This is a genomic window from Marinomonas ostreistagni, assembly GCF_016461785.1.
Lineage (GTDB): Bacteria > Pseudomonadota > Gammaproteobacteria > Pseudomonadales > Marinomonadaceae > Marinomonas > Marinomonas ostreistagni_A.
In genome coordinates, this window is sequence record NZ_JAEMUH010000005.1 from 109,330 (window position 1) to 135,386 (window position 26,057).

The window sequence follows — 26,057 nt, forward strand, 5'->3', positions numbered from 1 at the left end:
AAGTTGTGTCTGAGCAGTGATGTGGCACCTTTACAAGCGTACCAACATGATATTAAACATCATGCTCAGTAAGCATGAAGTCGACTAAAATCTCGGCTTCCGCATTGAACATACCTGCACCGACCATCGTGTTGCAGCCAAGTGATCTGGCATACTCCACCATTGGTGATACCTCAGGTTTTGTGATGGCGTCAGCGACAAATTGTTTCTCATTCAGATGTTCAACCTGAACTGGATAAGGATCACTCGGACGCATACCTACTGGGGTTACATTGGCGATTAGATCGAACCCAGTCGGATTGTTGTTGCCGATTGATACTTTGCCAGGAAAGCGACTCTCAAGTCGTGTGATCAATGCCGTTAGGCGTGTTTCATCAACATCAAATATAGAAAGGTGGGAGGCGCCGCGAGCAAGAATTTCGAATGCGACAGCAGAACCTGCGCCGCCCGCTCCAATTAGTAATGCGCGTTTGTCTGCGACATCAAAGCCTTCTTTCAATATGCCATCCAAATAGCCGATGCCATCAACGTTATCACCGTAAAAACGGCCATCCTGTAATTTTCGGATGATATTGACTGAGCCAACAAACTGCGCTCGTTCGGAAACAAGATCACAGCTTTCTAGCGCGGCAATTTTGTGTGGGATAGTGATGACCACACCATTTACATTTTGCACCGATCGTAAATGCTTCATGACTTCTTGGAACTTTGTTGGAGCAACATGCATAGGTGGCACAATGCCATTTACTTCTCGACGGTGCAGAATTTTGGTTAAAAACTCAGGTGAACGCACTTGGGCAATAGGGTCACCTAAGATAGGAAACAGTTGTGTCTCTCCAGATATAAACGTCATACTTTTCTCCATGGAGTTATAAGGCTTCTGCTAGCGATGAGGGGCGCTTAGTCGTTAATGTAGTTTCTGAGTCATTTAGTGCTGCGTGGCGAATAGCTAAGTATGCAAAAACGATGGCTGGACCGATTGTTATACCTGGGCCTGGGTAAGTGCCACCCATAATTGATTGTAGGTCATTACCGCAGGCATATAGCTTAGGTATCGGATTACCTTCCTGCGTCAGCAATTGCCCATTTTCATTACCGACTAATCCTTGAGCAGCACCAATATCAGCTGGCTGCAGCTTTACTGCGTAAAAAGGTGGTACGGCAATTTTGCCAAGCGTTGGGTTGGGGGCATGTTCCGGGTCGCCATTGGCTCGTTGATAAGCATTGGATCCTCGGCCAAACAGAGCATCGTAGCCTGCTTCCGTAGCATCGTTTATGCTTTGCACGGAGCTGGCCAATGTATTGGGGTCGACTTGGATGCTATGGGCTAGATCCTCTAGGGTGTCACCATGTTTCAGGTACCCGTCGCGAATATAGGGCTCCGGGTTATCTCCACCCAGTCGAACCATTCCGAGTCCATATTTTTGCAAACCAACACTGTCCGTTATGATCCACGCTTTTTCTGTACTGGCTCCTCCGTTTAACATTGCTTTGCCAAACTCATGGTAGGAAACCGTTTCATTCACAAATCGCTTACCTTCTAAGTTGACGCAGAGGGTACCGGGCTTCGAGCGGTCGAAAACAAAATGTGGGAAGACAGCCTTACTACCATCTTTTCTTTGACGCAGTGATACGGGTGCCCAGAAAGCAGGTTGATCATGTTCAGTGCCATAGTGTGCCCCCATCGCCTCTACTAGTGAGTGCAGATTGCTGCTATGCCCTTCTGCTGAAGGGGACTCTGTTGGAAGTGTATGAGGCATGAATTGATGGCGCTTTTCAGGATTCCGAGAGAAACCGCCGGAAGCCAAGATAAGCGCTCTTTTAGCGTGTACCGTTTTCTGGGTTTCTTTCTGCTGTAGTGTAAGTTGCCAATCTGAATCAGAATTAGACGTTATATCTATTACCTCGGTCTCCACTAATATGTCGACTTTCTTGTCAACCAAAGACTGAAGCATTCGCGCAATCAAAGCATGTCCCATTACGCTGCGACGGGTGCGGCCGTACAGCACTTTGTCTAAGGCATACTGTGTTAGGACTTTAGCACTGTAAAAAAAGGATTTGGCGTTATCAAAACGTTTTAGCAAATGCCCAATATCCTCTCGGTTAACCATCATGCCTCCTAGCACAGTGAACTCTGGGATAGGGTGTCGCAATAAGTGACGGGCTTTGCCAAGACGGTCTGCTATATATGGAAGTGGTTCTAAAGCACGCCCATATAAGGATGCATTAGGAAGATCTGCCATGTAGTCGGGGTGGTAAGCGCACGCTCGAAAAGCCACTTCGGTATGGTCAACGAGTGTGTGGATAGCCTCAGCTCCATGTCGTACAAATGACTCTCTCAATTCACGGTGACTATGGTTCCCTACCGCATGATCCAGAAAATTCATCACTTTCTCGTAAGAGTCTTCTAGGTCTGTGTCGCCAAGGTAACGCGTAAGGGGCACCCATGTGGTGCCGCCTGATAAAGCTGTTGTACCGCCAACCCAAGGAGTTCTCTCGAGCAGTAATACGCGCTGCCCTCTTATTGCTGCAAACAGGGCTGCAGACATACCTCCAGCGCCAGCACCTAGAACAATCACATCATATGCCGCGTTGTTTTCTATGTGAGACAGGCCGGTTCGTGGGTCCAATGTCGTCATATTTAGAGTCCTGTGAAAGGGAGTTTTACTCACCAAATTTGTTGTTATGTCATTTAATATTTCATAAACTTGAAACTGTTTCAAGAATTAAAAAAGTTTCCATTGTGGTTTTTTTTTGTTAGTGTGAATAAACTTGCTTGCGAACGAGGTGACACATTCACCTCAATTTTTTGGAGGCAAGCGATTTGAGTAGTGCGTTAGCGAAAGCGTTATCGGTATTGGAGTACTTGGCTTATCAGCCCATCGGAAGCGCAGTCAGCGATATAGCAAAGTCTTTGGATATGCCTATTAGTGGTGTACATCGCCTTTTAAAAGAGCTTGAAACACTTGGTTATGTGCGTCAGGTAAAGGGAATGGGAGAGTACGAACTCACCATTAAACTGGCGTCTCTAGGTCTAGCGTTTTTAGGGCAGACAGGGATAGGAAATATTAGCCAGCCAATTTTAGATGAGTTGGCGAAGGAAACTCGCGAGCTTGTACGAATGTCGCTGGCTGACAATGATGAGCTGGTTTGGGTAGGAGTTTCACAGGGCTCAACGTCTGGTCTTCGATATGAGCCGGGGGCAGATCAAGGAAAAATCGTTCACTTAGCATCTTCTGCTGGTGGGCAAGCTTGGCTTGCGGCAATGACAGACGAGGAAGCGATTGCTTTGGTGATGAAGCAAGGGCTGTTGAAACAGCCTGATCCAGGTAAAGACGCGCCAGCGACGGTAGCCGATTTATTGAGCGTTCTAAACACCGTTCGCGAGAATGGTTACAGCGTGAACGCCAACAGTTATTTAGATGGCATGGCTGCCGTTGCAGTCGCCATAAAAAATCCAGAAACCGGTAGGCCAATTGGTGCTGTCAGTATTGCAGGGCCATCGGTGCGGGTAACAGAAGAGGTGATTCAAACTTATGTAGCACCTCTGAAAAAAGCAGCAGAAGCGCTGGGGGAAGCAAGCAGAGCAACGCTCTACTTCTCACAGCGAGAGTAGAATATTGACATGAAAGGCTCTGGAGTATGACTCAGCGATTACCTAATCAAGGTGTTTTAGAAGATCAATATGATGTGATAGTAGTTGGCTCCGGAGCCGCTGGATTGAGCACTGCTGTTAGAGCAGCTCATCAAGGTCTGTCAGTCCTTGTGCTAGAAAAAACTGAGGTGTTCGGAGGCACCAGTGCGTGGTCGGGTGGCTGGTTGTGGATCCCACGTAACCCGCTTGCTCAGCGAGCTGGTATTCAAGAGCCTTTTGATGCGCCATTAGCATATGCTAAAAGTGAAATGGGTGAACGTTGCCCAGATGAACGTGTTTTAGCGTTTCTTGAAAAAGGGCCTGAAATGGTGTCCTTTTTTGAACAAGAAACCGCATTGCGTTTCGTAGATGGTAACGCTATTCCTGATTTCCACACCTCCAATGGTCATGCTCTGGGCGGTCGCTCAGTTGCCGCAGCCCCATTTGATGGACGTGCACTGGGTGACTGGAAGTATACGTTGAGAAAACCCCTGTCTGTCATTTCTCTTTGGGGAATGGGGATTGCCAGTGGGCAAGACCTAAAACATTTCTTTAATGCCACTCGTTCTCTTCGTTCAGCTTTATATGTTGCCAAGAGAGTGGGGCGTCATGTCATTGATTTATTACGTGATGGACGAAGCACACAATTAGTGAACGGTAACGCTTTAGTCGCCGCGTTGCTAAAAAGCGCCGTAGATAAAAAGGTCTATCTTCAAAATAACGCGCACGTGTCAGCCTTAATCAAGCATGGTGAAAGAGTGACAGGGGTTGATGTTGTGATAGACGGTAAGCCGACAAAAATTGGCGCTCGTCACGGCGTTGTTCTCGCGGCAGGTGGATTCCCTCACGATACGAAACGTCAGAAAGCATTGTTTCCTCAAACTGCGGGCCAACAACATTTTTCAGCTGCGCCTAAAACCAATACTGGCGATGGTCTCAATATGGCTGAGGAAATAGGGGCCAAAATACGAGATGACCTAGATAACCCTGGTGCTTGGAGCCCTGTTTCACTGGTGCCGAGTAAGCAAGGTGCGATTCATTTTCCTCATCTAATTGAACGTGCAAAGCCCGGTATTATAGCGGTGCTTCCAAATGGGAGGCGCTTCACTAGCGAAGCGGATTCCTACCATGACTTTATGAAGGCTTTATTTGAGGCGACTCCAACAGGAGAGGAGCCCTATTGTTGGTTGCTTGCGGATCACCGAGCTCAACGTCGTTGGGGCTTAGGCTGGTCGCGACCTTTTCCATTTCCTACGTCTTTCTACGAGCGACAGGGCTACTTACATAAAGGGGAGACTTGGCACGCGCTAGCACAAAAGATTGGCGTGCCTAGCACTGCGTTAGTTCATACCGTTGATCGTTTTAACCGCGACGCGCAGTTAGGCCATGATCGCGATTTTGCTCGGGGAGCATCACCCTATAACGCTATTCAAGGGGACCCAGAGAATCGCCCCAACCCGTCTTTAGCCGCTCTAGAACAAGCCCCTTTTTATGCTGTGCGTATTGTTGCGGGTAGCTTGGGTACCTTTGCGGGTATTGCGACGAACGAGCAAGGGCAAGCACTTACTAATCATGGCAGTCCTATTTCCGGTTTATTCGCAGTAGGTAATGACATGTCTAGTGTGTTCGAAGGCAATTACCCCAGTGGTGGTATCACCCTAGGCCCTGCTATGACGTTTGGCTACATCATCGCTAACAACTTAAAAACACTGTCGGAAAAACCGGCCACAGATCTAAATTCATCAGAGGAAGAAAATCATGCAGTACTATGAAATCGTTACATTGAAAACTGTTATTTTTGGTGCAGGAAAAGCCGCGCCAGGTATTCAAGCTTTTCTGGAAGCACCTGAGGCAAAAGGGAAGTTGTTTGGTGCATGGTACTCAGACATTGGTGATTTGAACGAAGTTTATCTATTGCGAGGTTTTGAGACAGAGCAGGACATGCTGGCAGAGCGCAAACGCGCACGCCTGTCTGAGAACCCTTTCAACTGTGTTGAGCTGTTACTCGACTTAACCTTTGATAGCTATATTCCTTTAGATTTCATGCCGCCTATCGAAACAGGGGAATTTGGTCCTGTTTATGAAATTCGTACTTACCATACAACCTTAAATGGTTTGGCTCCTACGATTGAAAAGTGGCGCGATGCCGTGCCAAAGCGCACGGAGTATTCGAAGTTGACGATGGCGATGTATTCCATTGATGGCGGATCACGCTTTACACAAATTTGGCCTTACAGCTCAACTAATGAACGTGCTGAAGTACGCGCTAAAACCGTAGCAGAAGGCGTATGGCCGCCAAAAGGAGGTCCGGATTTCCTAACACCGAATATGACCTCGACAGTGGCGATGCCATTGCCTTTTTCTCCGCTGAAATAATGTGTAGGTAGTCAGAATGTCTTATCAATTTTCCTTAGCCTTTCTGACTGTGTTTGATGCGACTCCAAGTGAAGCCATCCAAATAGCCGCTGAAACGGGCTATTCTCATGTAGGCTTACGACTCTTGCCCTCAGGATCTGAGGGCCTTTTTCCTTTAATGACTGATGATCGAGTATTTAAGGAAACACTGGCCGCATTGCAAGACACAGGCATTCAAGTCGCTGACATTGAGATTGTTCGATTAGGCGAGCAGTTCCAAGTGTCTGATACATTAGCTTTTCTAGAGCGAGGGGCTCGGCTTGGTGCAAAAAATGTACTTGTTGCAGGCGATGACCCCGATGAAAGTCGTTTGACGGCATCGTTTGCTGCATTTTGTGAGGCGGCGGACTCGTTTGGCTTAACGGCGGATCTTGAGTTTATGCCATGGACACAAGTACCCGATATCGCGAAAGCAAATCGTGTAGTGAGTAACGCAGCACAAGCCAATGGCGGTGTATTGATTGACGCATTACACTACCATCGAGCGCATATGACCTTAGACGATATTGCGATAATTGACCCTAAGCGTATTCACTATGTTCAATTCTGCGATGCCTTGGCCGCATTCGATGATTCAACAGATGCTTTGATCCACGTTGCTCGTCAAGCACGTTTGGACCCTGGTGAAGGGGAAATTGATTTGGTGAGTTTATTCCAAGCGATTCCCAAGCATGCGATGTTGAGCATAGAAGTGCCTAACTTTGATAAAGCAAAATCGCTAACCTCCAAAGAACGTGCAGCAAACGCTCTTGCTGCAATGAAAGGCGTCATTGCTCAGGCAAGCAACAGCCCTTACTAACGAGTGATTTTGTTTCTTAAAAAGCGACCTTCGGGTCGCTTTTTTTGTCTCTGCGATTTGTGCAAGAAATATCGGTATCGCAGCAGCTATCGAGGAACAAGCGTGCAGATATAAAGCTATATATTGTTTATAGTAAGCAATGTATACAATAATCCATTTATACCATTATGGATCCCCTTATGAGTGTTAGAGAACTGAGCTTTTTATTAACGGACGTGAAGCGTTTGCTGCGCCGAGAGTATCTGAAAAGCGATTTACCCATCACCCCAATGCAAGCCCGTGCATTGGTTTATGTGTCGCGTTTTGAAGGTCTTCGCCAAAAGGCTCTGTCCGATATTTTAGAGATTCAACCGATTACCACTGCACGTTTGATTGATCAATTGAGTGACGAGGGACTGGTAGAACGCCGTCCAGATCCAACGGATCGCCGCGCTCATTGTCTTTATTTAACCGATCAGGCACAGGCGCTTTTAGATGATATTGGCGTTGTGGTTGAAGACGTCAATCGAAAGGCTGTTGCAGGATTAAGTGCGGATGAAATCGACCAATTACTGCATTTGTTAAAAGTGATGCATAGCAACCTTAGCCAAGACTAATGCCATGGCGTCACTTTCGAGAGGACATTAAAGAATGAGTGAAACCAATACCCCTGCCGTAGAACCTAAGCAAGTCACCCAGCGAAACAAACGCCGTTTGCTGTTGTTTGTTGTGCCGGTAGTTGCTGTGGCGGCTTCGGCATATGTTTACTTGCATGGCGGTCGCTATGTCGAAACGGACAATGCTTTTGTGAAAAACGATAAGACGATGATCACAGCAGAAGTCTCCGGATCGATTCAGACCTTGGCGGTAAAAGAAAACCAAGCCGTTGAGAAAGGGGCGTTGTTGTTTGCGATTGATCCTGTGCCTTATCAAACTGCCGTGGCACAAGCTCAGGCGCAGTTGGAGCAGGTGCGCATTGAGCTATTGTCCCAGCAGGCGGCCTATGAAGAGAAAGAAGCTGAAATCACGTTGGCGCAGAGCACTTTTGCCTACAACCAGCGTGATGAAAAGCGTCAGGCTGACTTGTTAAAACAGCATTATATTTCCGATTCACAGTACGATGCGTCCACTCAGACAACGAAAACTAGTCGTTTACAAATTGATGCGTTAGAAAAGGATTTGCGTCGTTTGCGTGAAGTGTTGGGTGGCGATGCCTCACGTCCAGTGACGGAGCACCCAAGTTATCAAGCAGCGCTGGCACAGCTGGAACAAGCAAAGTTGAATCTTTCCCATGTACAGGTTTATGCACCGGCAAACGGAATCGTTACCAATGTGCCGACGTCCGGTGAATACATAACGACAGGTGCTAGTGCGATGGTCTTGGTTGCTAACCAAAATCCATGGATTGAAGCCAATTTCACTGAAAAAGACATGACTTATATGAAACCAGGACAAAAGGTTGAAGTCGAAGTGGACGCATACCCTGGTGTGACTTGGAAGGGAACCGTTGAAAGCATTAGCCCTGCGACAGGCTCTGAGTTTTCGGTGATCCCAGCTGAAAATGCGACCGGTAATTGGGTGAAAGTGACGCAGCGTGTTCCGGTACGCATTCATATCGATGCTAATGATAATGAACAAGTGTTACGAGCAGGATTAAGTACACTAGTTACCGTTGATACAGAGCATCAAACCAGCTTACTTGGCGTGAAGCTTTAAGGTCGGTGTGGCATGACCCTCACTCAATCAAAACGCGCGGGAGATCAATCTTTTCAGCGCATCATGGTCACCGTATCGGTCATGCTTGCCACCATTATGCAAGCATTGGATACGACGATTGCCAACGTCGCTCTGCCGCATATGCAAGGCGCGATGGGGGCGACACAGGACCAAATTTCTTGGGTATTAACTTCTTATATCGTTGCTGCAGCGATTTGTATGCCTTTGACTGGGTTTTTATCCGCCCGCTTTGGTCGTAAGCGATTATTTCTGTGGTCAGTTGTTGGCTTTACCGTGACATCAGTATTGTGTGGTATGGCTCAATCCCTGAATCAGATCATCCTCTTTCGTCTGTTACAGGGCGTGTTTGGCGCAAGTTTAGTACCGCTCTCCCAGGCCATTCTGTTAGACAGTTACCCTAAAGAAAAGCATGGTTCAGCGATGGCCATGTGGGGTGTAGGTGTTATGGTCGGTCCTATTCTTGGTCCCTTTTTAGGGGGCTTGTTGACGGAGTACTACAGCTGGCGTTGGGTATTTTACATCAATGTGCCGTTTGGTATTTTGGCTTGGTTAGGCATCACGAGCTTTGTTAAAGAAACGGATCTCAACCGCCAACGTAAGTTCGATTTTTACGGTTTTTTACTGCTGGCACTTGGCATTGGTGCGTTACAGATGATGCTGGATCGTGGGGAAACTTTAGACTGGTTCAGTAGCTTAGAAGTCATCATTGAAGCGGGCTTGGCGGTCTTGTGCTTGTATATGTTTGTGGTGCACATTAATACCCACAGCAGTCCTTTCATTGAAACCGCCCTGTTCCGTGATCGTAATTTTTCGGTAGGTCTCGTGTTCATCTTTATCGTCGGCATTATTTTGCTGGCAACCATGGCGCTATTACCGCCATTTATGCAAAACCTGATGGGCTATCAAGTGGTTGATGTCGGGATGATTTTAGCCCCTCGCGGTTTTGGAACCATGGCAATGATGATCCTAGTGGGCAAACTATCGGAGAAAGTCGATCCGAGATTGTTTATCTTCGTTGGACTGCTGTTGATCATTTCATCGATGTGGGAGATGACACAGTTTACCTTGGATACGACTGCTGCGGATATTGTCAGAACGGGCGTTGTGCAAGGTGCTGGATTAGGGCTGATTTTTGTGCCGCTTTCGACAATTTCCTTTTCGACTTTAGCGCCGCATTTGCGAACCGAAGCGTCATCGTTATTCAGTTTGTTGCGAAATATCGGCAGTAGTATTGGTATTTCTATAGTCGCCACTTATCTGACCCAGCATACGCAGATTAACCACGCGATTTTTGCCGAATCCATCAACCCGTTTAACATGGGATTGCATCTGGCCGAGCAGGCGGGGGCTTACTCTACACAGTCTGTAGCAGGATTGGCTGCTTTGAATCAAATGGTCAGTGCTCAAGCAGCCACCATGGCTTACCTGCAGGACTTTCGTTTGATGATGTGGGTGACGGTTGCTGCGCTACCGTTGGTGTTTGCTTTAGGGCGGCCACAGCCTAAAACCACGAGCGCGTAAACGACTGAGGCAATAAAACCTTGTTTAGGTGGTGTCACCCTGATCAAGGTTCTAGGTTTTTTTGTTGGTTTTCTCTACAATGTGGTCACGTTTAGTTTCGGTCTGATTATGCCAATTTCGTTACTTGCACGATTACGTCAATACGGACGCTGGGTATTATTTGCTTGGTGTGTGTCGTTGCTTGGCCCTCTTGTGGTGCCAACTCAGCCTGTCGTGCAAAACGATTACGTGGTATTGCGTGTTTGTAGTTTGATGAACGGTGTCCAGTTTATCAAAGTACCCCTTTCTGAGTTTTCTGACACCCAAGTTAAGGATCACATTGGCCAGTTACACGCCAGTTGTAAGTGTGGCTTAAATGTCGATCATTTATCGATTTTAGGGGCAGATTACTCCGTTGCAGCGACGCCTTTTGTGCCTGTGCGCTGGAGCGAACCCTATAGTGGGCACGTTATTGCGACTTTCGATGCTCATTATGACCCGAGAGCCCCACCATTCTTTTATAGCTGAATTAGTTGTTAACCAATAACCCACTATAAGAGAATGTATTATGTCTTCACGTTTTTTAACGACTGTCGCGACAGTTGCCACCCTTTGTGCATCAAACCTTGCTTTAGCAAGTGATATCCAACTGAGCAATCCTGCGGTGCGTGCTATGCCACCAGGCGCGCCGGCGAGCGGAGCCTACGTCACATTGATGAACCACTCCAAACACGAGCGTTACTTGATCGGAGCAGAAAGCGATGTGGCAGATGCTGTAGAAGTGCACTTGAGTGAAATGCAGGGTGACACCATGAAAATGTACCAGGTTGAACAAGTGCAAGTACCTGCTCATGGTCAAGCTCAACTAAAGCCTGGTAGCTACCATATTATGCTCGTAGGGTTGAAAAAAACGTTAAAGGCTGGCGATCAAGTGAACTTTACTTTGATTATGAAAAATGGCGAGCGTTTACCAATGACAGCGCCAGTACTGTCACCAGAAGAGATGGCGCAATATATGCCAGCCGGCATGAAAATGAAGTCGATGGATCACTCTAAAATGAATCATGGCGAGCATAAGCATTTAATGGAAGATGGTCACTCTGACCATTAATAGCCCTACCCTAGGCTAGACGTCTCCTCTGCGTCTAGCCAGCCCCCCTTGCACAGGTTATGATCACGGCTCTTTGAATTGCTCTCACCTTAAAAGGAGTGCTTATGAATCGTCATTTTATCCTAGGTTATGGCAGTCTGATCAGTTCGACTAGCCGTGCAAAAACTGGTGAAACCGGCCAAGTATGGCCTGTTAAACTGAAGGGATATGAGCGAACCTGGTCGGTCATGTCTCAAGCACTAGGTATGAGCTCTGTGGCGGTCATCCAAGCCCCTGATAAAGCCTGTAATGGGGTATTAATTGAGGTGGAAGAAGACCAATTCCCTCTATTTGATGAGCGTGAACATGGTTATGAGCGCTCACAAGTATCACGAGATCAGCTACATCCATACCATGAGGAAGAGCTGCCAGAAGGCACCTATTGGGTCTATCATACCGACGAAGTGGTGGCACCTTGCCAGCATTACCCTATTGTTTTGAGTTATGTCGATGTGATCTTAGCTGGGTGTTTAGAGCATGGGGATCACTTTTTACATGATTTCCTCTCACTCACTCGGGGATGGCGTGCCCCTCTGGTCAACGATCGACGTGCTCCGGTGTACCCACGAGCACAAACTGAATTATCGACAGAGCGCTTTAGTCATTTACTGGCGCCTGTTTCCACTTTGACTTTAAATGAGTTAGCTATCACTTATGACGCTTAATCCCCCCAGCTTATTGCTGGCGCGCAACGAGGCGCAGTTTACGGGCAACGTACTGTTTGCCAACCCAGAAGACACTTACGCACAGACGCTGATGTCACAAGCGAATATTTATACTTGGTGTCAATCTAAAGCGGTGGACGAGCAATTGGCTCGTGTTGGCCTGCCGGACGAGCAACGTCATTTTGGGGCAGAGTGGGGTGCTGGGCGAGTAGAAGCGTTCGACCATGTCATCATCTATCAGCCAAAGGCGAAAGAGTTACTAGATTACCTGCTTGCAGCTACCTTGCCACACCTAAAACAAGGTGGACAGCTTTGGTTGGTAGGAGATAACAAAAGTGGTGTGAAATCGTCCGTGAAGCGTTTAACAGCACCACTGGAAGAGGTGGGTAAGGTCGACAGTGCTAAACACTGCTTGCTGTTTAACGGCTATCTTCGTGGTGAGGCGAAGCCATTTGCGTTAAACGATTGGATCACCCGTTGGCAAGAAGACGTTGCAGGTCAGAGCTTTACCCTGTGCAGCATCCCAGGAGTTTTTGGTCATGGTAAGCTGGATAAAGGCACAGCTCTGTTACTAGAGCAATTGGAACAGCATCGCTTTATGAGTGATGTGGCCAATGCCCGTTTACTGGATTTTGGTTGTGGGGATGGCGTCATCAGTATGTGGTTGCATAAACGTACCGGGGCGAACATCAGCGCTTTGGATGACTCTGCTTTGGCACTTAAAGCGACCGAGCTGACCTTTGCTGCCAATGACGCCAGCGAAGCCCTGACGTTGGTGCCTTCTAATGGTTTATCTGAGGTGAAAGGCCGCTTTAACTATGTGATCACGAATCCACCATTCCATACAGGAATTAATACCGATTACTCCATTGCTGAGCGCTTCTTTATCGATGTGAAGAAACATCTAACCTTGAACGGCGAACTATTTGTCGTGGCTAATGACTTTCTGCGTTACCCACCTTTGATTGATGCGGCATTGGGTAAACATCAAACGCTTACCAAAGGTCGTGGATTCGCGGTCTATCATGCTCGCCAGCAGAAGCCATAAGTGTTGTTGCTGGTCAGAGCCTTTAACTCGCCGCTTTAGTCATTAAAAATGGCTTTATTGTTATTGAAGCTCAGCAATACCATCTGATTGACTATTTTGATCATGAGCTATTGTGGAGTCTGGCGTGTTTTTTATGGGGCAGGATATATAAAAGCAAATGTTTTCAATAAGTTAAGCTTCTCTTGCTTAATGAATATCGCCCCATAATAGTCCTTCTTTTTATCTGATGGCTAATCGTCATTTTTTGATGGTTTTCCATCAGACTTTTCCTTGCTGTGTTCATTTAATGGACATAATCTGAATTTAAGCCAACACGCTTCGTCGACAGATTGGCACATAAAATCACAAGAGGACTTAAAAAATGCGTAAATTTATACACTCATCTATGAAGTTGGCGACAACACTTGCTGTTGGCCTTTCACTCCAAGCAAATGCTCAAACCCTTGAATGGACGACTGGTCAGCTGGGTGGTGGTTGGTATGGTATGGGGGCGGGTCTATCGAATTTAGTGATGGAAAATAGTGATCTAGTTTTTAAAGTCGTCCCTGGCGGTGGTAAAGATAATCCTTCTAAGATTCAAGCTGGTATTAGTCAAGTAGGTATGGGTCTAGACTTCCTATCTTACGCAGCTCTTAAAGGTACAGATCCATATACTTACGAACATGACAAGATTCGTACTATTGGACAAGGCTGGTCTGACAACATTTTCCATTTCATTGGTCCAAAAGACTACACAGGCAACCTAGAGACTGCCTTAAAAGATGATGGCCTTCGTATTGGGGTTAATAAAATGGGCTCATCAGATGAGCTAACGTTTGCTCGCATCATGGCGCATTACGGCACCTCATACGATGATATTCGAAGCCGAGGTGGTAAGGTGATTAATGGAAATTACAGTGACCTGAATTCGGCCTTCAAGGACGGGCAGATTGACTTTATTTTCAATGCTCAAGGGGTGCCTGGCTCTTCTGTTATTGAGCTGGCTAATTCACGTCGTGAGATCAAATTGGTGGATTTCCCTGACGAAGTCATTGACTTCTTGAGTACGACGTATGGTTATGGCAAAGGCAGCATCGCTGATGGCGTTTATAGTTCAGAAATTCAAGATGGCGTAAAGAAAACACCAATCATGGGAACCATTATGTTGGTCTCTGAGGATCTGAGCGATGAGACTGTCTACACTCTAACAAAGACCTTGGTTGAAAATACGGATAAGTTCGGTGCTATTCATAACTCCTTAACAGGGTTTGATCCAGCTACAGCTTGGCAGACCTCTGTGCCTCTTCATCCTGGAGCAGAAAAACTCTACAAAGAACTTGGATACATGAAGTAATCGCTAGATTGTGTTGGCAGTAAATCGAGTGCCAACAAGGTTTTTGGGATTATGGTAAGGCCTACCAGTTGGATTGGCTTTATCTACTGGTAGGTTGTTCGACCCGCGACATAACAGGTTCTTTCATGAGAAATTTATCAGGCGTACAAGGTGCCGTGATCGGTGCTTGGGCTGCTGCTGCCACAGCGTTACATATTTATTATGCAGCCTTTGGTTGGCCCGAACCATTGACCATTCGAGCCCTTCATTTCACACTTTTTCTTCCTTTAGTTTTTTTATTATTTCCAGCAAGGAAAGACCATTACACGGATGCGCCATCGTTAATGGATTGGGGGTTAGCCTTCTTAAGCTTACTACCAAATCTATATATCTATTTAAATGCTCAGAGCGTATATATGCGCTCCGAGTATCTGACCCCTTTGACAGATCTTCAGTATGCTCTTGGGGTGCTGATTGTTGTTTTGATTTTAGAAGGTGTTAGACGAGCCTTAACCCCGATTTTAGCCGTCTTGACCGCAATGGTAATTGGCTACATGTTTGTAGCGCACTATCTACCGAGTATGTGGTATTACCGCAATATGCCCGTCAGTCAAATAGTTGAAACCATGTTTCTAATTTCAGGGCGCGGTATTTATGGGCCGTTAATGGGGATCTCAGCAACGCTTGTTACCGTGTTTATTACTTTTGGTGCGTTTGTTCGTATCAGTGGAACTGGACGACTATTTTCTAATCTAGGTGAGGCTATCGCTGGGAAGTACTCGGGTGGTCCCGCTAAGGTAGCGGTCATCAGTTCTGGTTTATTTGGCACAATGAGTGGCTCAGCTGTATCAAATGTAGCCTCTACCGGTGTTGTGACCATTCCGTTGATGAAGCGTCTTGGCTATCGTGGCAGCTTTGCTGGCGGAATAGAAACCGCTGCCAGTGTGGGTGGGGCTATTATGCCACCTGTGATGGGAGCAGCCTCCTTCTTAATGGCGGAAGTGACGGGGGTTCCTTATCGAGACATCATCATCGCCGCGTCATTAGGTGCTGTGCTCTATTACGCAACGATTTTGCTAATGGTGCACTTGGAAGCAAAGCGCCTGCGCCTTCAAGGAATGCCTATCGATAAAATCCCATCGTGGCGCATTATCGGTCAAGATGCTCATTTGCTAATTCCCTTGATTACGGTTTTTGTGATGCTGATGAGTGGCTTTTCACCACGTCTATCCGCCATCAGTGCAATCGGAGTATGCATTGTTACGTCATGGTTCAAGGCAGAAACACGTATGGGACCGCGACAAGTTTATGAAGCCTTGGCTGAGGCTGGCAAATTAATTTGTATTGTCGCAGTGGCAATCGCTGCCGCTGGGATCATTGTTGCAGGCTTAACAACTACAGGACTGGTCATTGCTATTAGTTCGATTATTCATGACGCTTCCGGTGGCCAACTCTGGTTAGCATGTGTGATGGTGGCGCTGGTTAGTCTCTTCTTGGGTATGGGGGTGCCAGTCACACCAGCCTACTTAATTGTATCCGTCATTGGAGTACCGATTTTAGTCGATTTGGGAGCGCCTTTATTGGGTGCACACTTATTCGTGTTCTATTTCGCTATTCTTGCGGATGCGACCCCTCCTGTGTCCGTTGCCTCATTCACTGCCGCTGTCATTGCTAAATCGAATGCAATGCGAACTGGCTATGAAGCGTGGAAATTGGCCATTGGTGGTTTAATTGTTGCGTTCAGCTTTGTGTTTGTGCCGGCCTTTATGTGGCAAGGCACATTGCTAGAGACCTTGATGATCACTTTCATCAACTTGGTTGCGGTCACCATGATAAGCATTGCCTCGATTGGTTACTTCATGTCGCCTGTGTCTGCTTTAGGAAGGGGAATTGCTTTGATTCTGGGAATCACTGTTGGATTCAGTGTCACCTTGTCTTTAGAGCTACGTTTTCTTTTGTCTTTGTTAATTATTGGGGCTGTTTTGATTGCAGGGCTTCGTGCTCGAAGTCAAGCGATGCCTCAAGTATCCAGTCGTTAATGATTCAATGTATTCGCTTAATAAAAGGCTTGTTAAATTATGAATTCACTTGCACATGCAAACCCAGTTGGAAGTTTACTCGCTTCTGAAACTATCAATGCGACGAAAATGACCTTATGGCTGATAGAAAATAAATTAGCGATGAAACGTTCTCAGGGAATTGGTTCGATCGAAAATACTAACAAGCGTATTGTGATTCGAATTGATACGGATGCGGGCATCTCGGGTTATGGGGAAGCCGCGCCATGGCCTGTGTTTTCTGGGACAACTGAAAATACTTGGAATACGTTATCAAACTACTTTTGGCCGCTTTTAAAGGGGCAGAATGTGTTTGATATTCCGAAAACAATAAAGCGTCTTAAGCAAACCGTTGTGGGTAACTCGGAAGCTAGAGCGGCCATTGAAATGGCGCTTTACGATATCGTAGGAAAGGCTTCAGGCCTGCCAATTTATCAATTACTGGGCGGCAAAGTGCGTGATAGCATCCCATTTAGCTTCTCGTTGGCAAACCCTGATTTAGAAGCTGATCTTCGTTTGGCTAAATCTATGTACGAAGAGGGAAGTCGAATTTTCAAGATCAAAACAGGCTTTGTGCCGGATCACCGGGATGATGTGAAAAGAGTCGCTAAGATTCGCAGTACCTTGCCTGACGATGTGGATCTTCGTATCGATTACAATCAAGGCCTTCAAGCATTCGGTGCAGTTGCCAAACTGAAAGAAATGGAACAGTTTGGCTTAACGTTTATTGAGCAACCACTAAAAGCAACAGATTTAGAGGGTATGGCCGAGTTAACTCGTCGCATAGATACGCCTATTTTAGCAGATGAAAGTGTTTTTGATCCCTATGCGGCGATGACGGGGGTTCAAAAGCGTATAGGCGATGCGTTTAGCATAAAAATCATGAAATCAGGCGGTTTTGTGGATGCTCAAAAGATCGCGGCCATTGCCGAGATTGCCAATATCCCTTGTTATGGTGGTACGTTATTTGAAGGAGCTATCGCATTAAATGCGGGAGCTCATTTAATTGCCGCCACGGAAAATATCTCGCTAGGGTGTGAGTTTTATATGCCGAAGTACGTGTTCTCTCCTGAAGAGCTGGAAGCTGAGGTAAATATTGTTAACGGGACTGTCATTCCCCCATCTGGAGCTGGCTTAGGGTTAGCGATTGATGAAGACGTTTTAGGGCGGACGGCCGTCAATACGATGTCCCTATAAGTCATTTAAGGATCGACCTTGGAAAACCTTCTTCGCAAAACCGAAGGAGGTTTTTTGGGTGGCTAAGGCCAGTTTTCTGGCAGTCGCTCTTGCATATAGATTTCAAGAAATTTGTTACGTTTATTTTTGCTACTTGGTATTCGTGAATGATGTTCAAGTAGAGTATCTACAGCTGCTTGTGCGCAGTATTCTGGTTCGTGATCAATCACAGCATCTAGAACGCCTTCTATCAGCATCTCGCGAGAGTTAAGAGTCAGGCCATGAGAAATAAAGATCGTATCTTTGAAATCATAGGTGGTCTTGAGTTCGCTAACGAGGTCTGCATTCCATTGAGATATATTATAAATCCCTAAAAACGGAGCATGGGCATTCATATAGCTGGCAAGGGATTGAATATTCTTTTGATGGTTTTCTTTACCTTCCTTACATTGAAGGATATGCCGTGTCGAAAGTTTTGGGTACTTGGATGAAATCACCTGACGGAATCCTGTCTCTCTTTCTGCATGAGCCAAGTAGCTTGGGTTACCACTGAGAATCAAAATATCGCCATTTTCATTTGGTGCAAAGCGGGCCATCATATCGGCTGCTAAGCGCCCAGCTTTTCGGTTATCTTCGCCAATGTATTGAGAGCGACCGCAGTTGGGTAGATCAGAAATGATGGTCACAAGCGGCATTTGCTGAGCCAGCTCTTGCAGAGCATCATTGATAAAGGGGTGGTCATAGGCAACGATAATGGCGCCATCAAACCCACCTCGAATACTTTGAATGCGTGAACGAATCACTTCTGGTGTCTGACTTGGGAAGTAGAGGAAGTTACAGGTGAACTGATCAATACTGCGTATCTTTTGATATTCATCGATTGCATCATAAATTCGTTTGTAGAAAAAACGTTCAGGGTGATGCATCAGTACCGCAAATCGTAGAGGTTTTAGGGGAACAAGCTGTAGGTTTCGGTCAATATTGAGCTCTTTAGCAGCTTTTAAAACGGATGCTTCTTTAGCAGGTCGAACGCCTCCTCTACCATTTAACACCCTATCGACCGTGGCTTCGCTGACGCCTGCGAGTTCGGCGACCTGCTTCAGATTAGGCTTAGCTCGTGTGGCCATATGCAGAGATCTCCTTACATAAAAGTATTCAATAAGAGTGCGTTAAGCGGTCAGCGTTAATAAAGCGCTTGGATAATGCAAGTAGGATATCGTTCGCCAGTCTTACAGAATGCATCGTGGCTAGGATTTTATAATAGTGCGATTAAAAAGCCTCAGTAAAGCATTATAAAACAGACTCTTACTGAGGCATTGGTCAGCTATCCTAGGAAAGCCGTTACTGGCACTTCGCTGTCTTCAAGTCGACGCGTATATATGTCTACCAATGTTGGTCCATCTGTTGCGAAGGCTTCAGCCAGCGTTTCTGCTAAGTTATTAGGATCCTTTACTGTCCAAGATTTCAATCCATAGGCTTCTGCAACTTTGGCATGATCCGTAGTCGAGAACTCGGTAGAAAAGTAGCGTTTGCCAAACGAACGGTCTTGCCCTGCTCGGATCCAGCCAAAGCTAGAATTGTTCAATACAATCAAGGTAACCGGTAAGTTGTAGCGGACAATGGTTTCGAGTTCCCCTGATGAGAAGCCAAAGCTACCATCTCCCATAATGCCTACGACTTTACGGCCTGTGTTGGCGAAGTGCGCGCCGACCACCCCTGGTAACGCAAAGCCTAAACCACCATGGAAACGATGGAAGATAAATGAGCGACCAGAACGTTGTGTTTCAAAAAATGCACATAAGAAAGGGGTTGGAGTGCCAGGGTCTGAGACAACGATCGCATCATCTGGTAATGACTTCTGTAATTCTGTTACAAAGCGTTCACCGTAAATAGGCATGGCATTCGATTGGGAGTAGCGGTCGAAGCGCTCTTTCTTTTGAGCTTTTGCTCTGATGGCAGCTTTAAGTCCCCATTCAGATATACGACTTGGCATATTGCTGCTTATGAGCTGTTTATGGAGAGCATTTAGTGTTTCTTTTGCATCCCCGACTAGGGATACATCGGTTAGATAGTTCGCGCCAATGGATTTAGGGTCGATATCTATATGTAAAATCTTCTTTTCACCATTGTGTGGATTAGTGCGCTTTTCACTGGTGACTGAGCCAACGCGACAACCAATGTAGATAAGAGTATCTGCTTCTCGTAAGACGTCACGAGTGCCAGCGGTAGAACCATTTGTGCCGATGGTGCCGATGGTGAGTGGATGTGTTTCGGTAACCGTACCTTTTGCTGAAATAGTGGTCCCAATGGGAGCACCTAGGAACTCAGCGAAAGCGATTAGCTCTTCTACTGCACTGGAATGCATCACTCCGCCGCCGCAAATAATTGCGGTCTTTTGAGCCTCTTTTAATAGACTAATAGCTTTAGATAAATCACCCTCTGTAGGAACTGTCCTGCGACAAGGAAACTGTCCGAAGTCTACATCCCCCCAAATTTCATTTTCGTCCAGCTCGCCTTTTAACACGTCGTAAGGAAGGCCAATATGGGCCGCACCGGGCGTGCCGGATGTCATGGCATTGAATGCAGCTCGCATGGCAGTCGGGACGACTTCTGGGGTTTCTACAACCCGAGTGTATTTTGTAAAAGGGCCGAATAGGGCTTCTTGATCACATTCTGTTAAAACGAAGCGATCACGCCCTACGACAGGGATGTCAGAAGTAATCGCGAGAACTGGAATGGTAGTGCCATTAGCTTCCGCAATACCTGGAACCATATAGGTTGCACCAGCACCACTAGGGCCTTCTACGACCCCCACACGATTAGTTAAACGAGCATAGACATCTGCCATATACCCCGCAGAGCGTTCGTCTCTGGTGAGGATGTGAGTGATACCATGCTCTAACTTATTTAAGCTGTCATAGAACGGTAGGCTAGTATCTCCACACACGCCAAAAATATGCTTTACCCCCATTTTATCCAGCATTTTTACCATCGCGTCGGCACCCGTGATTTTCTTCGTTTGTTCAGACATTGTTCGCTCCCAAAACTGAGTTTTTTTATCAATAAAATGAAGCGGCTGCATTACGGCTTCTCAGGGTGTGTGGCACTAATAATCCCTCTGAGGCCAAATAAGTTGGCACGCTTGTTGATCGCTTGTTATTCAGTGTCCTATGCAAAGCGGCCGAATATAACTGTGCAAAATGTCGGATTTTTTTATATAGCCGGCAAGATGAAGGTATGAAAATGACAAAGTGGTTTAAGAATGAGTTGGATCGAAAATTGGTGGCACTGTTACAGGTTAATGCGAGGGAATCGACTAGTAGCCTAGCGAAAAAGCTTGGAGTTGCTCGCTCAACAGTACATGAAAGGATTCTCCGACTTGAGAAAACCGGAGTTATCACGGGGTATTCCGCGGTATTGAGCCGAAACCCTTCAGAAGGGAATGTGCAAGCTATGGTGATGCTAGAGGTGGAGCAAAAGCGTGGTAAACAAGTCGTCGCGAGGTTAAACAGTTTTCCAGCCGTTAAAGTTTGTTTGGCGATCAATGGTAATTACGATTATTTCTTGAGCATTGAGCAGCCAACCTTAGAAGAGCTAGATGAGTTACTGGACCAAATTGGTGATATCCCTGGTGTCGAACGTTCAACATCTTCGATCGTATTGAGTAGAAAGTTCGACCGTCGATACAAAGAAGTGCTAGAGATGGTTCGCAGTCAGATTGATGAAGTCGAAAATGGCTAAAGTGATGTAGAAAAAGCCACTTTTGATGGGAATCCGGCAATTTGATGGGGGTAGCCAGGCGTCAAACTGGGTAGATTGAATGCTATTAAGCATCATCTCGATTCAGTATCTACTGACATCTGAGTATTCGAAAAGCGATGAATCCAGTGTTAGAGATGCACCTAGAAGATTAAGTTCTGACGTTTTATCTGAGGTATTTGAATGACCAGTGTATATGTAGTGGGCAGTGGCATTGTGGGGGTAAGTTGTGCCCTAAATTTGCAGGAGAAAGGATTCGATGTAACGTTACTTGATCGCTCAAGTGACGTGAAAGAGACCTCTTTTGGTAACGCGGGCGTCATTGCAAGAAGCTCAGCCTTTTTGATGAATAACAAAAATCTAATTCCAAATCTGCGAAAATATATCTTTAATCAAAGTTTAGCGGTTCGGTTGGATTATTCGTATTTGATTAAGAATGCCAACTGGGCATCACGCTTTTTGTATCAGTCTTTATCACATCATTCTGAAAAGAACATTCGCTCACTTGATGCTTTGATTTCTCATGCAGTGCCCGAACATAAAAAGTGGCTTGAAAAAAGTGGCCAGCTAGGCCGATTGAAGGAGCTGGGTTGGCTAAAACTTTTTCGCACTGAGCAAGGGGTTCAGGGAACTGTATATGAGCAGTCCATTTATCGTGAGTTGGGGATAAATATACAGATACTGACTCAAGATGACATTGCATCATTAGAACCTGCTTTAAAACCTATTTATAAAAGTGGCTTACATATCAAAGATACTGCCTCCGTTGATCACCCTGGTGAGGTGACTCAGCATTATATTGATCTTTTTCTTTCACTCGGTGGTAAGCAAGTAATCGATAACGTTTCGAAGATTACTCGTTCAAATGGTGTATTAGTGCTTCATGGCAATAATAAGGAATATCAGGCAGATCGACTTGTACTAGCGGCTGGGCCTTGGTCAAATGATCTTCTTAAAGGTTTCGCAAAACCTTTGCCCATGTGCTTTGAACGAGGCTATCACCAGCATTTTGATGTTCCAAAGGGGACGACGTTAGAGCGTCCCTTCTTGGACGCAGATAAGTCGTTTGTTGTAGCTCATACGACGCAAGGTTATCGAGTCACTTGTGGTTCTGAATTGAAAGATAAAGATGCCCCAAATTCACCAGACCAATTACAAGCCGTTGTTCCGTTTGCAAAGCAAGCTTTGAATATGGGGAATGTCATAGGAAGTTCGATTTGGAAGGGAAATCGTCCTACGCTACCTGACTCATTGCCAGCGATTGGCCCATGCCCCGATCAAGAGAATGTGTGGTTGGCTTTTGGCCATCAACATGTGGGTTTCAGTACTGGGCCCATAACCGGACGTTTGATTGCAGAAATGGTGGTGGGAGAGCCAACGCTCATTGATGCGACACCGTTTCTGCCCAATCGTTTTTAAAGGATGCTCACATGCGTTTGCCGACGTTTAAACTGAATCAGCTTAATAATAAAGTGCTATCTGGGTTCGGTGTAGCTATGGCAGGTGCTGTGTTTTTGCTGGCTCTTATTCCGGGGTTAAGCAGCCTATCCATTGTATCTGCTTTGATATATTGGCTCGTTTGTATCGCTGCTTGGCCGCGTATTAATGAGCGTAATAAGCGTCAGATAGTCTTATTGCTTGGGGTTGGCTTGGTTGCTCTATTCTTCGCTCTGCAAACAGAGGTGACGATTCCGTTCGTACATTTGCTAGAGGGGAATTTAGGTATTGTGGCGATGTTAACGGGGGTTTCCTTTTTAGGTTTATTGCCAGACAACACAAAACAGCAGGCACCTATTACTGGCACAAAAGGGGTCATAAGTACTTGGGCAAGTGTTCAACTGCTTGGTGCTGTGATTAATATGTCGGCCGTGTTTGTGGTAGGCGATAAACTTCAGCGATTATCTCAAAACATGAGCTCGGAGCAGCTAGCTATTCTGACACGAGCCCTGACAAGTGCTGGTTGGTGGTCGCCATTCTTTGCGTCCGTTGCCGTCGCACTATCTATCGCACCGAATGCTGCATTTCACCACCTAGCTATGATAGGGGTGCCTATTGCTTTAATGGCTTGTGCCTTGTCTTGCTGGGAGTTTAAACGAAAGGGAGTGACCGCCCACTTTGTGGGATTTCCAATTTCTCTACAATCATTATTGTTTCCTGTGGTGCTGGCCGTGCTGGTACTCATTTTTCACTACTATGTCATGCCAGATATAGCGATACTGGCCATTGTGACACTGCTCAGCCCCGTTTCAGTAGTGACTCTATTGATGCTTAAATCTGGTCCGCGTCATTCAAGGCAGCGTCTAAGAGACCATGCAAATTTTCGCTTAGCGAACATGTCTAATGAGTTATCGTTATTCTTAGCTGCGGGCTTCTTAACCACGACGGTGGGCTTGGCGTTGAAGGGGTGGCTCGGTTCAGAGTGGTCTTTATTTGAACACTTTGGCGCTTTTGAAGCGTATCTATGCTATTTAGCAATTTGTGGTATCGCACTATTAGGTTTGCATCCTATCGTTGGCATTTCCCTTATGAGTTCTTTTGTACCGTACACAGAGGTTAATAACACATTACTGGCGTTTGTTTCGTTGTGTTCTTGGGCGGTTGGTACTTCCATTAGTCCGCTTTCTGGAATAAATTTGTCGATTTCGGGAAAATACGGGGTCGATAACTATCAATTAGCGAAATATAATTGGTTTTATGGCGCGTTGATGTCAGTCTTAGTAGCGGCTGCATTGTTTGTTTTAAGTTCTATATTTCCAGCATCTTAAATAGAATGTGAAGTGGAAAAATTTCCCACTTAGGCGTACACTTTTTATAAATTAATTCCAGTATTGAGCGCATATGCCTGACTCCTCTCTTCAATCCAACAAAACATTTCTTTCCGCTTTGAAAAAGGTTTTGTCCTCCTTGGTGCATTTAGTTGTTCGCTTTGGCATGACGTATCCTGAATTTTTAGAATTGCTCAAACGAGTTTATGTGGAAGAAGTTCGACAAGAGTTAGCGAGAAAAAATGAAAAAGTGACGCTAAGCAGGATTAGCGTAGTGAGTGGTGTTCACCGTAAAGATGTGAAACGGTTCATAGAAGAACAAGATGAAGATTCCATTCCAGAAAAGGTTTCCTTGACGGCGCGCTTGGTCAGTCTATGGTTGGGGGATAGCCGATTTTTAGATGATCACGGTGAACCAAAAGTTTTGCCTCGACAAGGCTCAAACTCATTTGAAGAGCTGGTTAGTAGCGTCAGCAAAGACGTCAGAGCAAGAACCATATTGGATGAGTGGCGTGAGAGGGGGTTAGTTGAAGAGTTAGAGAGCGGTTTTGCATTAAACCAATCTGCACTATACCCAACCGATGACCTTGCCACAAAAATTGCCTTTTTCGCGAGAAATACGTCAAACCATATTGCGGCCTGTGATCACAACCTGCAAGGGAGTGGTGACCTTTACCCGGAGCGTTCTGTTTATTACAACCAACTTTCGAAAGAGTCTGTTGATGAGCTGCAGGCCTATATTAGTCAGGCCAGCCAAGAACTGTTGGTGGGTGTGAATAAGAAAGCTCAGCAGTTAGCGGAGCATGATGATGCCAATGGTGGCGGCCAACATCGTTTTATATTAGGGACATACTTTTATCGAGAGCAGGAGCAGAGCGATGCTTAGGTGGCTTAGCTTATTAATCGCATGTGTTTCACTTGTTATCTGGGCCGGTGAAGATCGCGGTATGGGTGGAACAGGGAAATATGCGGATGAAGAGCGAGGTCTGGGGGGTACAGGCGTAATAGGTACCATTTCCGAATTCGGCAGCATATGGGTGAATGGCTTAGAGATTGAGTTAGATGACAGCACCTTAATTACTATTGATGGGGCATCGGCTAAGGAAGGCGACCTTCGTTTGGGACAACAAGTTGCTGTGTTAGCCACTCAAAAGGATGGTCAATGGTGGGCGCAATCCATCAAAGTTCAGCATGCTCTCATTGGTGTGGTGGAAGCGGTTTCTGATGATCAAAATTGGCTTGTACAAGGCGTGGAAGTTACTCCCGCTAACAACCTAGCAAAAGAGCTGGAAACTGTTTCAGTGGGCGAAGCCGTCAAGGTCAGCGGACATTTCTATCAAGGAATGCTTTATGCGACAGATGTGGTTTCGGCGGGAGCTATTGATCAATGGCAATTACACGCGCCTGTCTCTGTTGCAAAAGATGAGAGCTTAGTGGTTGGTGCGATTCCTTTGCCTGATGCGGTTCTAAGCGCAGAAGAAGGAGAATGGATTACCCTTAAAGGGGATATTCAAAAAGAGGTAAATAGACCGTTCTTCATTGGGCGTGAGACTGTACCTTTTATTGATAAAGTGGACCGATTTATCATTGAAAGACCTGATCTGGAGCGCGGCAGTAACCGAGTAGAAGAGCTGTCGGTCCAACAAATGAAAGACGCTAAAGCGTCAATGAGAATGTTCAAACGTACTAAAGGGAATGAACCATTTCAAAAGTCGGAAAAGTTTGACTCTAGAGCTGCGCCGGTCGACCCTGATTCTATACCTAGTTTGGAGGGGCTCAGCCAACCTTCTATGAAGTCGTCGAATAGTCCGTCATTTGAAGGTCCAAATGCTTCCTCACCAGAAGAAGGCGGAAGGTCTGCACCAGATAATGACAGAGGTGGTCCTTCTGGTGATCGCAGTGGACCATCTGGGGATCGAGGCGGGGCCTCTGGAGATCGTGGCGGTGGACCAGGTGGTGGTCGAGCGGAAAGCGGCGGCCGAGGCGGCGGCCCTAGAGGCCCCGGTAGGTGATTCTTAGAGACTTCCTCACAGCATTAATTCTTGTAAATAAATTTATAGT

The 26,057-nt window shown here is 46.2% G+C and carries 23 protein-coding genes; 19 read left to right on the plus strand and 4 right to left on the minus strand.

Annotated features, from left to right (window positions below; genetic code table 11):
• Window positions 1-52 precede the first annotated feature (52 nt).
• A complete protein-coding gene (locus JHD44_RS06305) occupies window positions 53-853 on the minus strand; it encodes a shikimate dehydrogenase family protein (protein WP_199461919.1) in 801 nt (266 codons plus the stop codon).
• Between the two features lie 16 nt (window positions 854-869).
• Window positions 870-2,639: an FAD-dependent oxidoreductase gene (locus tag JHD44_RS06310; protein ID WP_199461920.1), complete on the minus strand. Its 1,770-nt coding sequence runs from the start codon at window positions 2,637-2,639 to the stop codon at window positions 870-872.
• Between the two features lie 185 nt (window positions 2,640-2,824).
• Between JHD44_RS06310 and JHD44_RS06315 the strand changes: the two genes are divergently transcribed.
• The 14 genes from JHD44_RS06315 (at window position 2,825) to JHD44_RS06380 (ending at window position 17,493) form a co-directional block, all read left to right on the plus strand.
• Complete coding sequence (locus tag JHD44_RS06315) at window positions 2,825-3,616, plus strand: IclR family transcriptional regulator (RefSeq protein ID WP_199461921.1); 792 nt, start codon at window positions 2,825-2,827, stop codon at window positions 3,614-3,616.
• Between the two features lie 26 nt (window positions 3,617-3,642).
• Complete coding sequence (locus tag JHD44_RS06320; RefSeq protein WP_199461922.1) at window positions 3,643-5,406, plus strand: FAD-dependent oxidoreductase; 1,764 nt, start codon at window positions 3,643-3,645, stop codon at window positions 5,404-5,406.
• Window positions 5,393-6,010: an NIPSNAP family protein gene (locus JHD44_RS06325; RefSeq protein ID WP_199461923.1), complete on the plus strand. Its 618-nt coding sequence runs from the start codon at window positions 5,393-5,395 to the stop codon at window positions 6,008-6,010. The genes JHD44_RS06320 and JHD44_RS06325 overlap by 14 nt, the downstream gene beginning before the upstream one ends.
• Window positions 6,011-6,026: 16 nt before the next feature.
• Complete coding sequence (locus JHD44_RS06330) at window positions 6,027-6,848, plus strand: sugar phosphate isomerase/epimerase family protein (RefSeq protein ID WP_199461924.1); 822 nt, start codon at window positions 6,027-6,029, stop codon at window positions 6,846-6,848.
• Between the two features lie 179 nt (window positions 6,849-7,027).
• A complete protein-coding gene (locus tag JHD44_RS06335; RefSeq protein WP_199461925.1) occupies window positions 7,028-7,444 on the plus strand; it encodes a MarR family winged helix-turn-helix transcriptional regulator in 417 nt (138 codons plus the stop codon).
• A 34-nt stretch (window positions 7,445-7,478) separates the two neighbouring features.
• A complete protein-coding gene (locus JHD44_RS06340) occupies window positions 7,479-8,543 on the plus strand; it encodes an HlyD family secretion protein (protein ID WP_199461926.1) in 1,065 nt (354 codons plus the stop codon).
• 12 nt (window positions 8,544-8,555) lie between these two features.
• Complete coding sequence (locus JHD44_RS06345; protein WP_199461927.1) at window positions 8,556-10,085, plus strand: DHA2 family efflux MFS transporter permease subunit; 1,530 nt, start codon at window positions 8,556-8,558, stop codon at window positions 10,083-10,085.
• A gap of 108 nt (window positions 10,086-10,193) precedes the next feature.
• A complete protein-coding gene (locus JHD44_RS06350; protein WP_199461928.1) occupies window positions 10,194-10,592 on the plus strand; it encodes a hypothetical protein in 399 nt (132 codons plus the stop codon).
• Window positions 10,593-10,632: 40 nt separating this feature from the next.
• Entirely contained in the window at window positions 10,633-11,175 is a 543-nt protein-coding gene (locus JHD44_RS06355) for a copper chaperone PCu(A)C (protein ID WP_199461929.1), read from the plus strand.
• 104 nt (window positions 11,176-11,279) lie between these two features.
• Window positions 11,280-11,879 (plus strand): gamma-glutamylcyclotransferase family protein, encoded by a 600-nt coding sequence (locus tag JHD44_RS06360; protein ID WP_199461930.1) that lies wholly within the window; start codon window positions 11,280-11,282, stop codon window positions 11,877-11,879.
• Window positions 11,869-12,927: a class I SAM-dependent methyltransferase gene (locus JHD44_RS06365; protein ID WP_199461931.1), complete on the plus strand. Its 1,059-nt coding sequence runs from the start codon at window positions 11,869-11,871 to the stop codon at window positions 12,925-12,927. The genes JHD44_RS06360 and JHD44_RS06365 overlap by 11 nt, the downstream gene beginning before the upstream one ends.
• 361 nt (window positions 12,928-13,288) lie before the next feature.
• Window positions 13,289-14,260, plus strand: a complete 972-nt coding sequence (locus JHD44_RS06370) for a TAXI family TRAP transporter solute-binding subunit (RefSeq protein ID WP_199461932.1) — start codon at window positions 13,289-13,291, stop codon at window positions 14,258-14,260.
• 125 nt (window positions 14,261-14,385) lie between these two features.
• Window positions 14,386-16,278, plus strand: a complete 1,893-nt coding sequence (locus JHD44_RS06375) for a TRAP transporter permease (protein ID WP_199461933.1) — start codon at window positions 14,386-14,388, stop codon at window positions 16,276-16,278.
• 39 nt (window positions 16,279-16,317) lie between these two features.
• Window positions 16,318-17,493 (plus strand): enolase C-terminal domain-like protein, encoded by a 1,176-nt coding sequence (locus JHD44_RS06380; protein ID WP_199461934.1) that lies wholly within the window; start codon window positions 16,318-16,320, stop codon window positions 17,491-17,493.
• Window positions 17,494-17,555: 62 nt separating this feature from the next.
• Here the strand turns inward: JHD44_RS06380 and JHD44_RS06385 are convergent, their stop codons facing one another.
• Window positions 17,556-18,599 (minus strand): LacI family DNA-binding transcriptional regulator, encoded by a 1,044-nt coding sequence (locus tag JHD44_RS06385; RefSeq protein WP_199461935.1) that lies wholly within the window; start codon window positions 18,597-18,599, stop codon window positions 17,556-17,558.
• A 197-nt stretch (window positions 18,600-18,796) separates the two neighbouring features.
• Window positions 18,797-20,503 (minus strand): thiamine pyrophosphate-binding protein, encoded by a 1,707-nt coding sequence (locus JHD44_RS06390; protein WP_199461936.1) that lies wholly within the window; start codon window positions 20,501-20,503, stop codon window positions 18,797-18,799.
• A 206-nt stretch (window positions 20,504-20,709) separates the two neighbouring features.
• Between JHD44_RS06390 and JHD44_RS06395 the strand changes: the two genes are divergently transcribed.
• From JHD44_RS06395 to JHD44_RS06415, 5 genes are all read left to right on the plus strand, one after another.
• The gene (locus tag JHD44_RS06395) at window positions 20,710-21,213 is read left to right on the plus strand and encodes an Lrp/AsnC family transcriptional regulator (RefSeq protein WP_199461937.1); all 504 of its coding nucleotides are present in this window, start codon (window positions 20,710-20,712) and stop codon (window positions 21,211-21,213) included.
• A 201-nt stretch (window positions 21,214-21,414) separates the two neighbouring features.
• Window positions 21,415-22,650, plus strand: coding sequence for an NAD(P)/FAD-dependent oxidoreductase (locus JHD44_RS06400; RefSeq protein ID WP_199461938.1), 1,236 nt, complete (start codon window positions 21,415-21,417; stop codon window positions 22,648-22,650).
• Window positions 22,651-22,661: 11 nt separating this feature from the next.
• Complete coding sequence (locus JHD44_RS06405) at window positions 22,662-23,996, plus strand: hypothetical protein (protein WP_199461939.1); 1,335 nt, start codon at window positions 22,662-22,664, stop codon at window positions 23,994-23,996.
• Between the two features lie 73 nt (window positions 23,997-24,069).
• The gene (locus JHD44_RS06410; protein ID WP_199461940.1) at window positions 24,070-24,882 is read left to right on the plus strand and encodes a DUF6502 family protein; all 813 of its coding nucleotides are present in this window, start codon (window positions 24,070-24,072) and stop codon (window positions 24,880-24,882) included.
• Window positions 24,875-26,008, plus strand: coding sequence for a DUF5666 domain-containing protein (locus JHD44_RS06415; RefSeq protein WP_199461941.1), 1,134 nt, complete (start codon window positions 24,875-24,877; stop codon window positions 26,006-26,008). The genes JHD44_RS06410 and JHD44_RS06415 overlap by 8 nt, the downstream gene beginning before the upstream one ends.
• The last annotated feature ends 49 nt before the right edge of the window (window positions 26,009-26,057 follow it).

Excerpts from the sequence above, each read along its gene's own strand:
- JHD44_RS06325 (WP_199461923.1), top strand. The coding sequence starts at position 5,393 with ATGCAGTACTATGAAATCGTTACATTGAAAACTGTTATTTTTGGTGCA.
- JHD44_RS06385 (WP_199461935.1), bottom strand. The coding sequence starts at position 18,599 with ATGGCCACACGAGCTAAGCCTAATCTGAAGCAGGTCGCCGAACTCGCA.
- JHD44_RS06380 (WP_199461934.1), top strand. The coding sequence starts at position 16,318 with ATGAATTCACTTGCACATGCAAACCCAGTTGGAAGTTTACTCGCTTCT.
- JHD44_RS06415 (WP_199461941.1), top strand. The coding sequence starts at position 24,875 with ATGCTTAGGTGGCTTAGCTTATTAATCGCATGTGTTTCACTTGTTATC.
- JHD44_RS06410 (WP_199461940.1), top strand. The coding sequence starts at position 24,070 with ATGCCTGACTCCTCTCTTCAATCCAACAAAACATTTCTTTCCGCTTTG.
- JHD44_RS06390 (WP_199461936.1), bottom strand. The coding sequence starts at position 20,503 with ATGTCTGAACAAACGAAGAAAATCACGGGTGCCGACGCGATGGTAAAA.
- JHD44_RS06345 (WP_199461927.1), top strand. The coding sequence starts at position 8,556 with ATGACCCTCACTCAATCAAAACGCGCGGGAGATCAATCTTTTCAGCGC.
- JHD44_RS06405 (WP_199461939.1), top strand. The coding sequence starts at position 22,662 with ATGCGTTTGCCGACGTTTAAACTGAATCAGCTTAATAATAAAGTGCTA.
- JHD44_RS06395 (WP_199461937.1), top strand. The coding sequence starts at position 20,710 with ATGAAAATGACAAAGTGGTTTAAGAATGAGTTGGATCGAAAATTGGTG.
- JHD44_RS06375 (WP_199461933.1), top strand. The coding sequence starts at position 14,386 with ATGAGAAATTTATCAGGCGTACAAGGTGCCGTGATCGGTGCTTGGGCT.
- JHD44_RS06370 (WP_199461932.1), top strand. The coding sequence starts at position 13,289 with ATGCGTAAATTTATACACTCATCTATGAAGTTGGCGACAACACTTGCT.
- JHD44_RS06355 (WP_199461929.1), top strand. The coding sequence starts at position 10,633 with ATGTCTTCACGTTTTTTAACGACTGTCGCGACAGTTGCCACCCTTTGT.
- JHD44_RS06400 (WP_199461938.1), top strand. The coding sequence starts at position 21,415 with ATGACCAGTGTATATGTAGTGGGCAGTGGCATTGTGGGGGTAAGTTGT.
- JHD44_RS06365 (WP_199461931.1), top strand. The coding sequence starts at position 11,869 with ATGACGCTTAATCCCCCCAGCTTATTGCTGGCGCGCAACGAGGCGCAG.
- JHD44_RS06320 (WP_199461922.1), top strand. The coding sequence starts at position 3,643 with ATGACTCAGCGATTACCTAATCAAGGTGTTTTAGAAGATCAATATGAT.
- JHD44_RS06305 (WP_199461919.1), bottom strand. The coding sequence starts at position 853 with ATGACGTTTATATCTGGAGAGACACAACTGTTTCCTATCTTAGGTGAC.
- JHD44_RS06335 (WP_199461925.1), top strand. The coding sequence starts at position 7,028 with ATGAGTGTTAGAGAACTGAGCTTTTTATTAACGGACGTGAAGCGTTTG.
- JHD44_RS06360 (WP_199461930.1), top strand. The coding sequence starts at position 11,280 with ATGAATCGTCATTTTATCCTAGGTTATGGCAGTCTGATCAGTTCGACT.
- JHD44_RS06340 (WP_199461926.1), top strand. The coding sequence starts at position 7,479 with ATGAGTGAAACCAATACCCCTGCCGTAGAACCTAAGCAAGTCACCCAG.
- JHD44_RS06310 (WP_199461920.1), bottom strand. The coding sequence starts at position 2,639 with ATGACGACATTGGACCCACGAACCGGCCTGTCTCACATAGAAAACAAC.
- JHD44_RS06350 (WP_199461928.1), top strand. The coding sequence starts at position 10,194 with ATGCCAATTTCGTTACTTGCACGATTACGTCAATACGGACGCTGGGTA.
- JHD44_RS06330 (WP_199461924.1), top strand. The coding sequence starts at position 6,027 with ATGTCTTATCAATTTTCCTTAGCCTTTCTGACTGTGTTTGATGCGACT.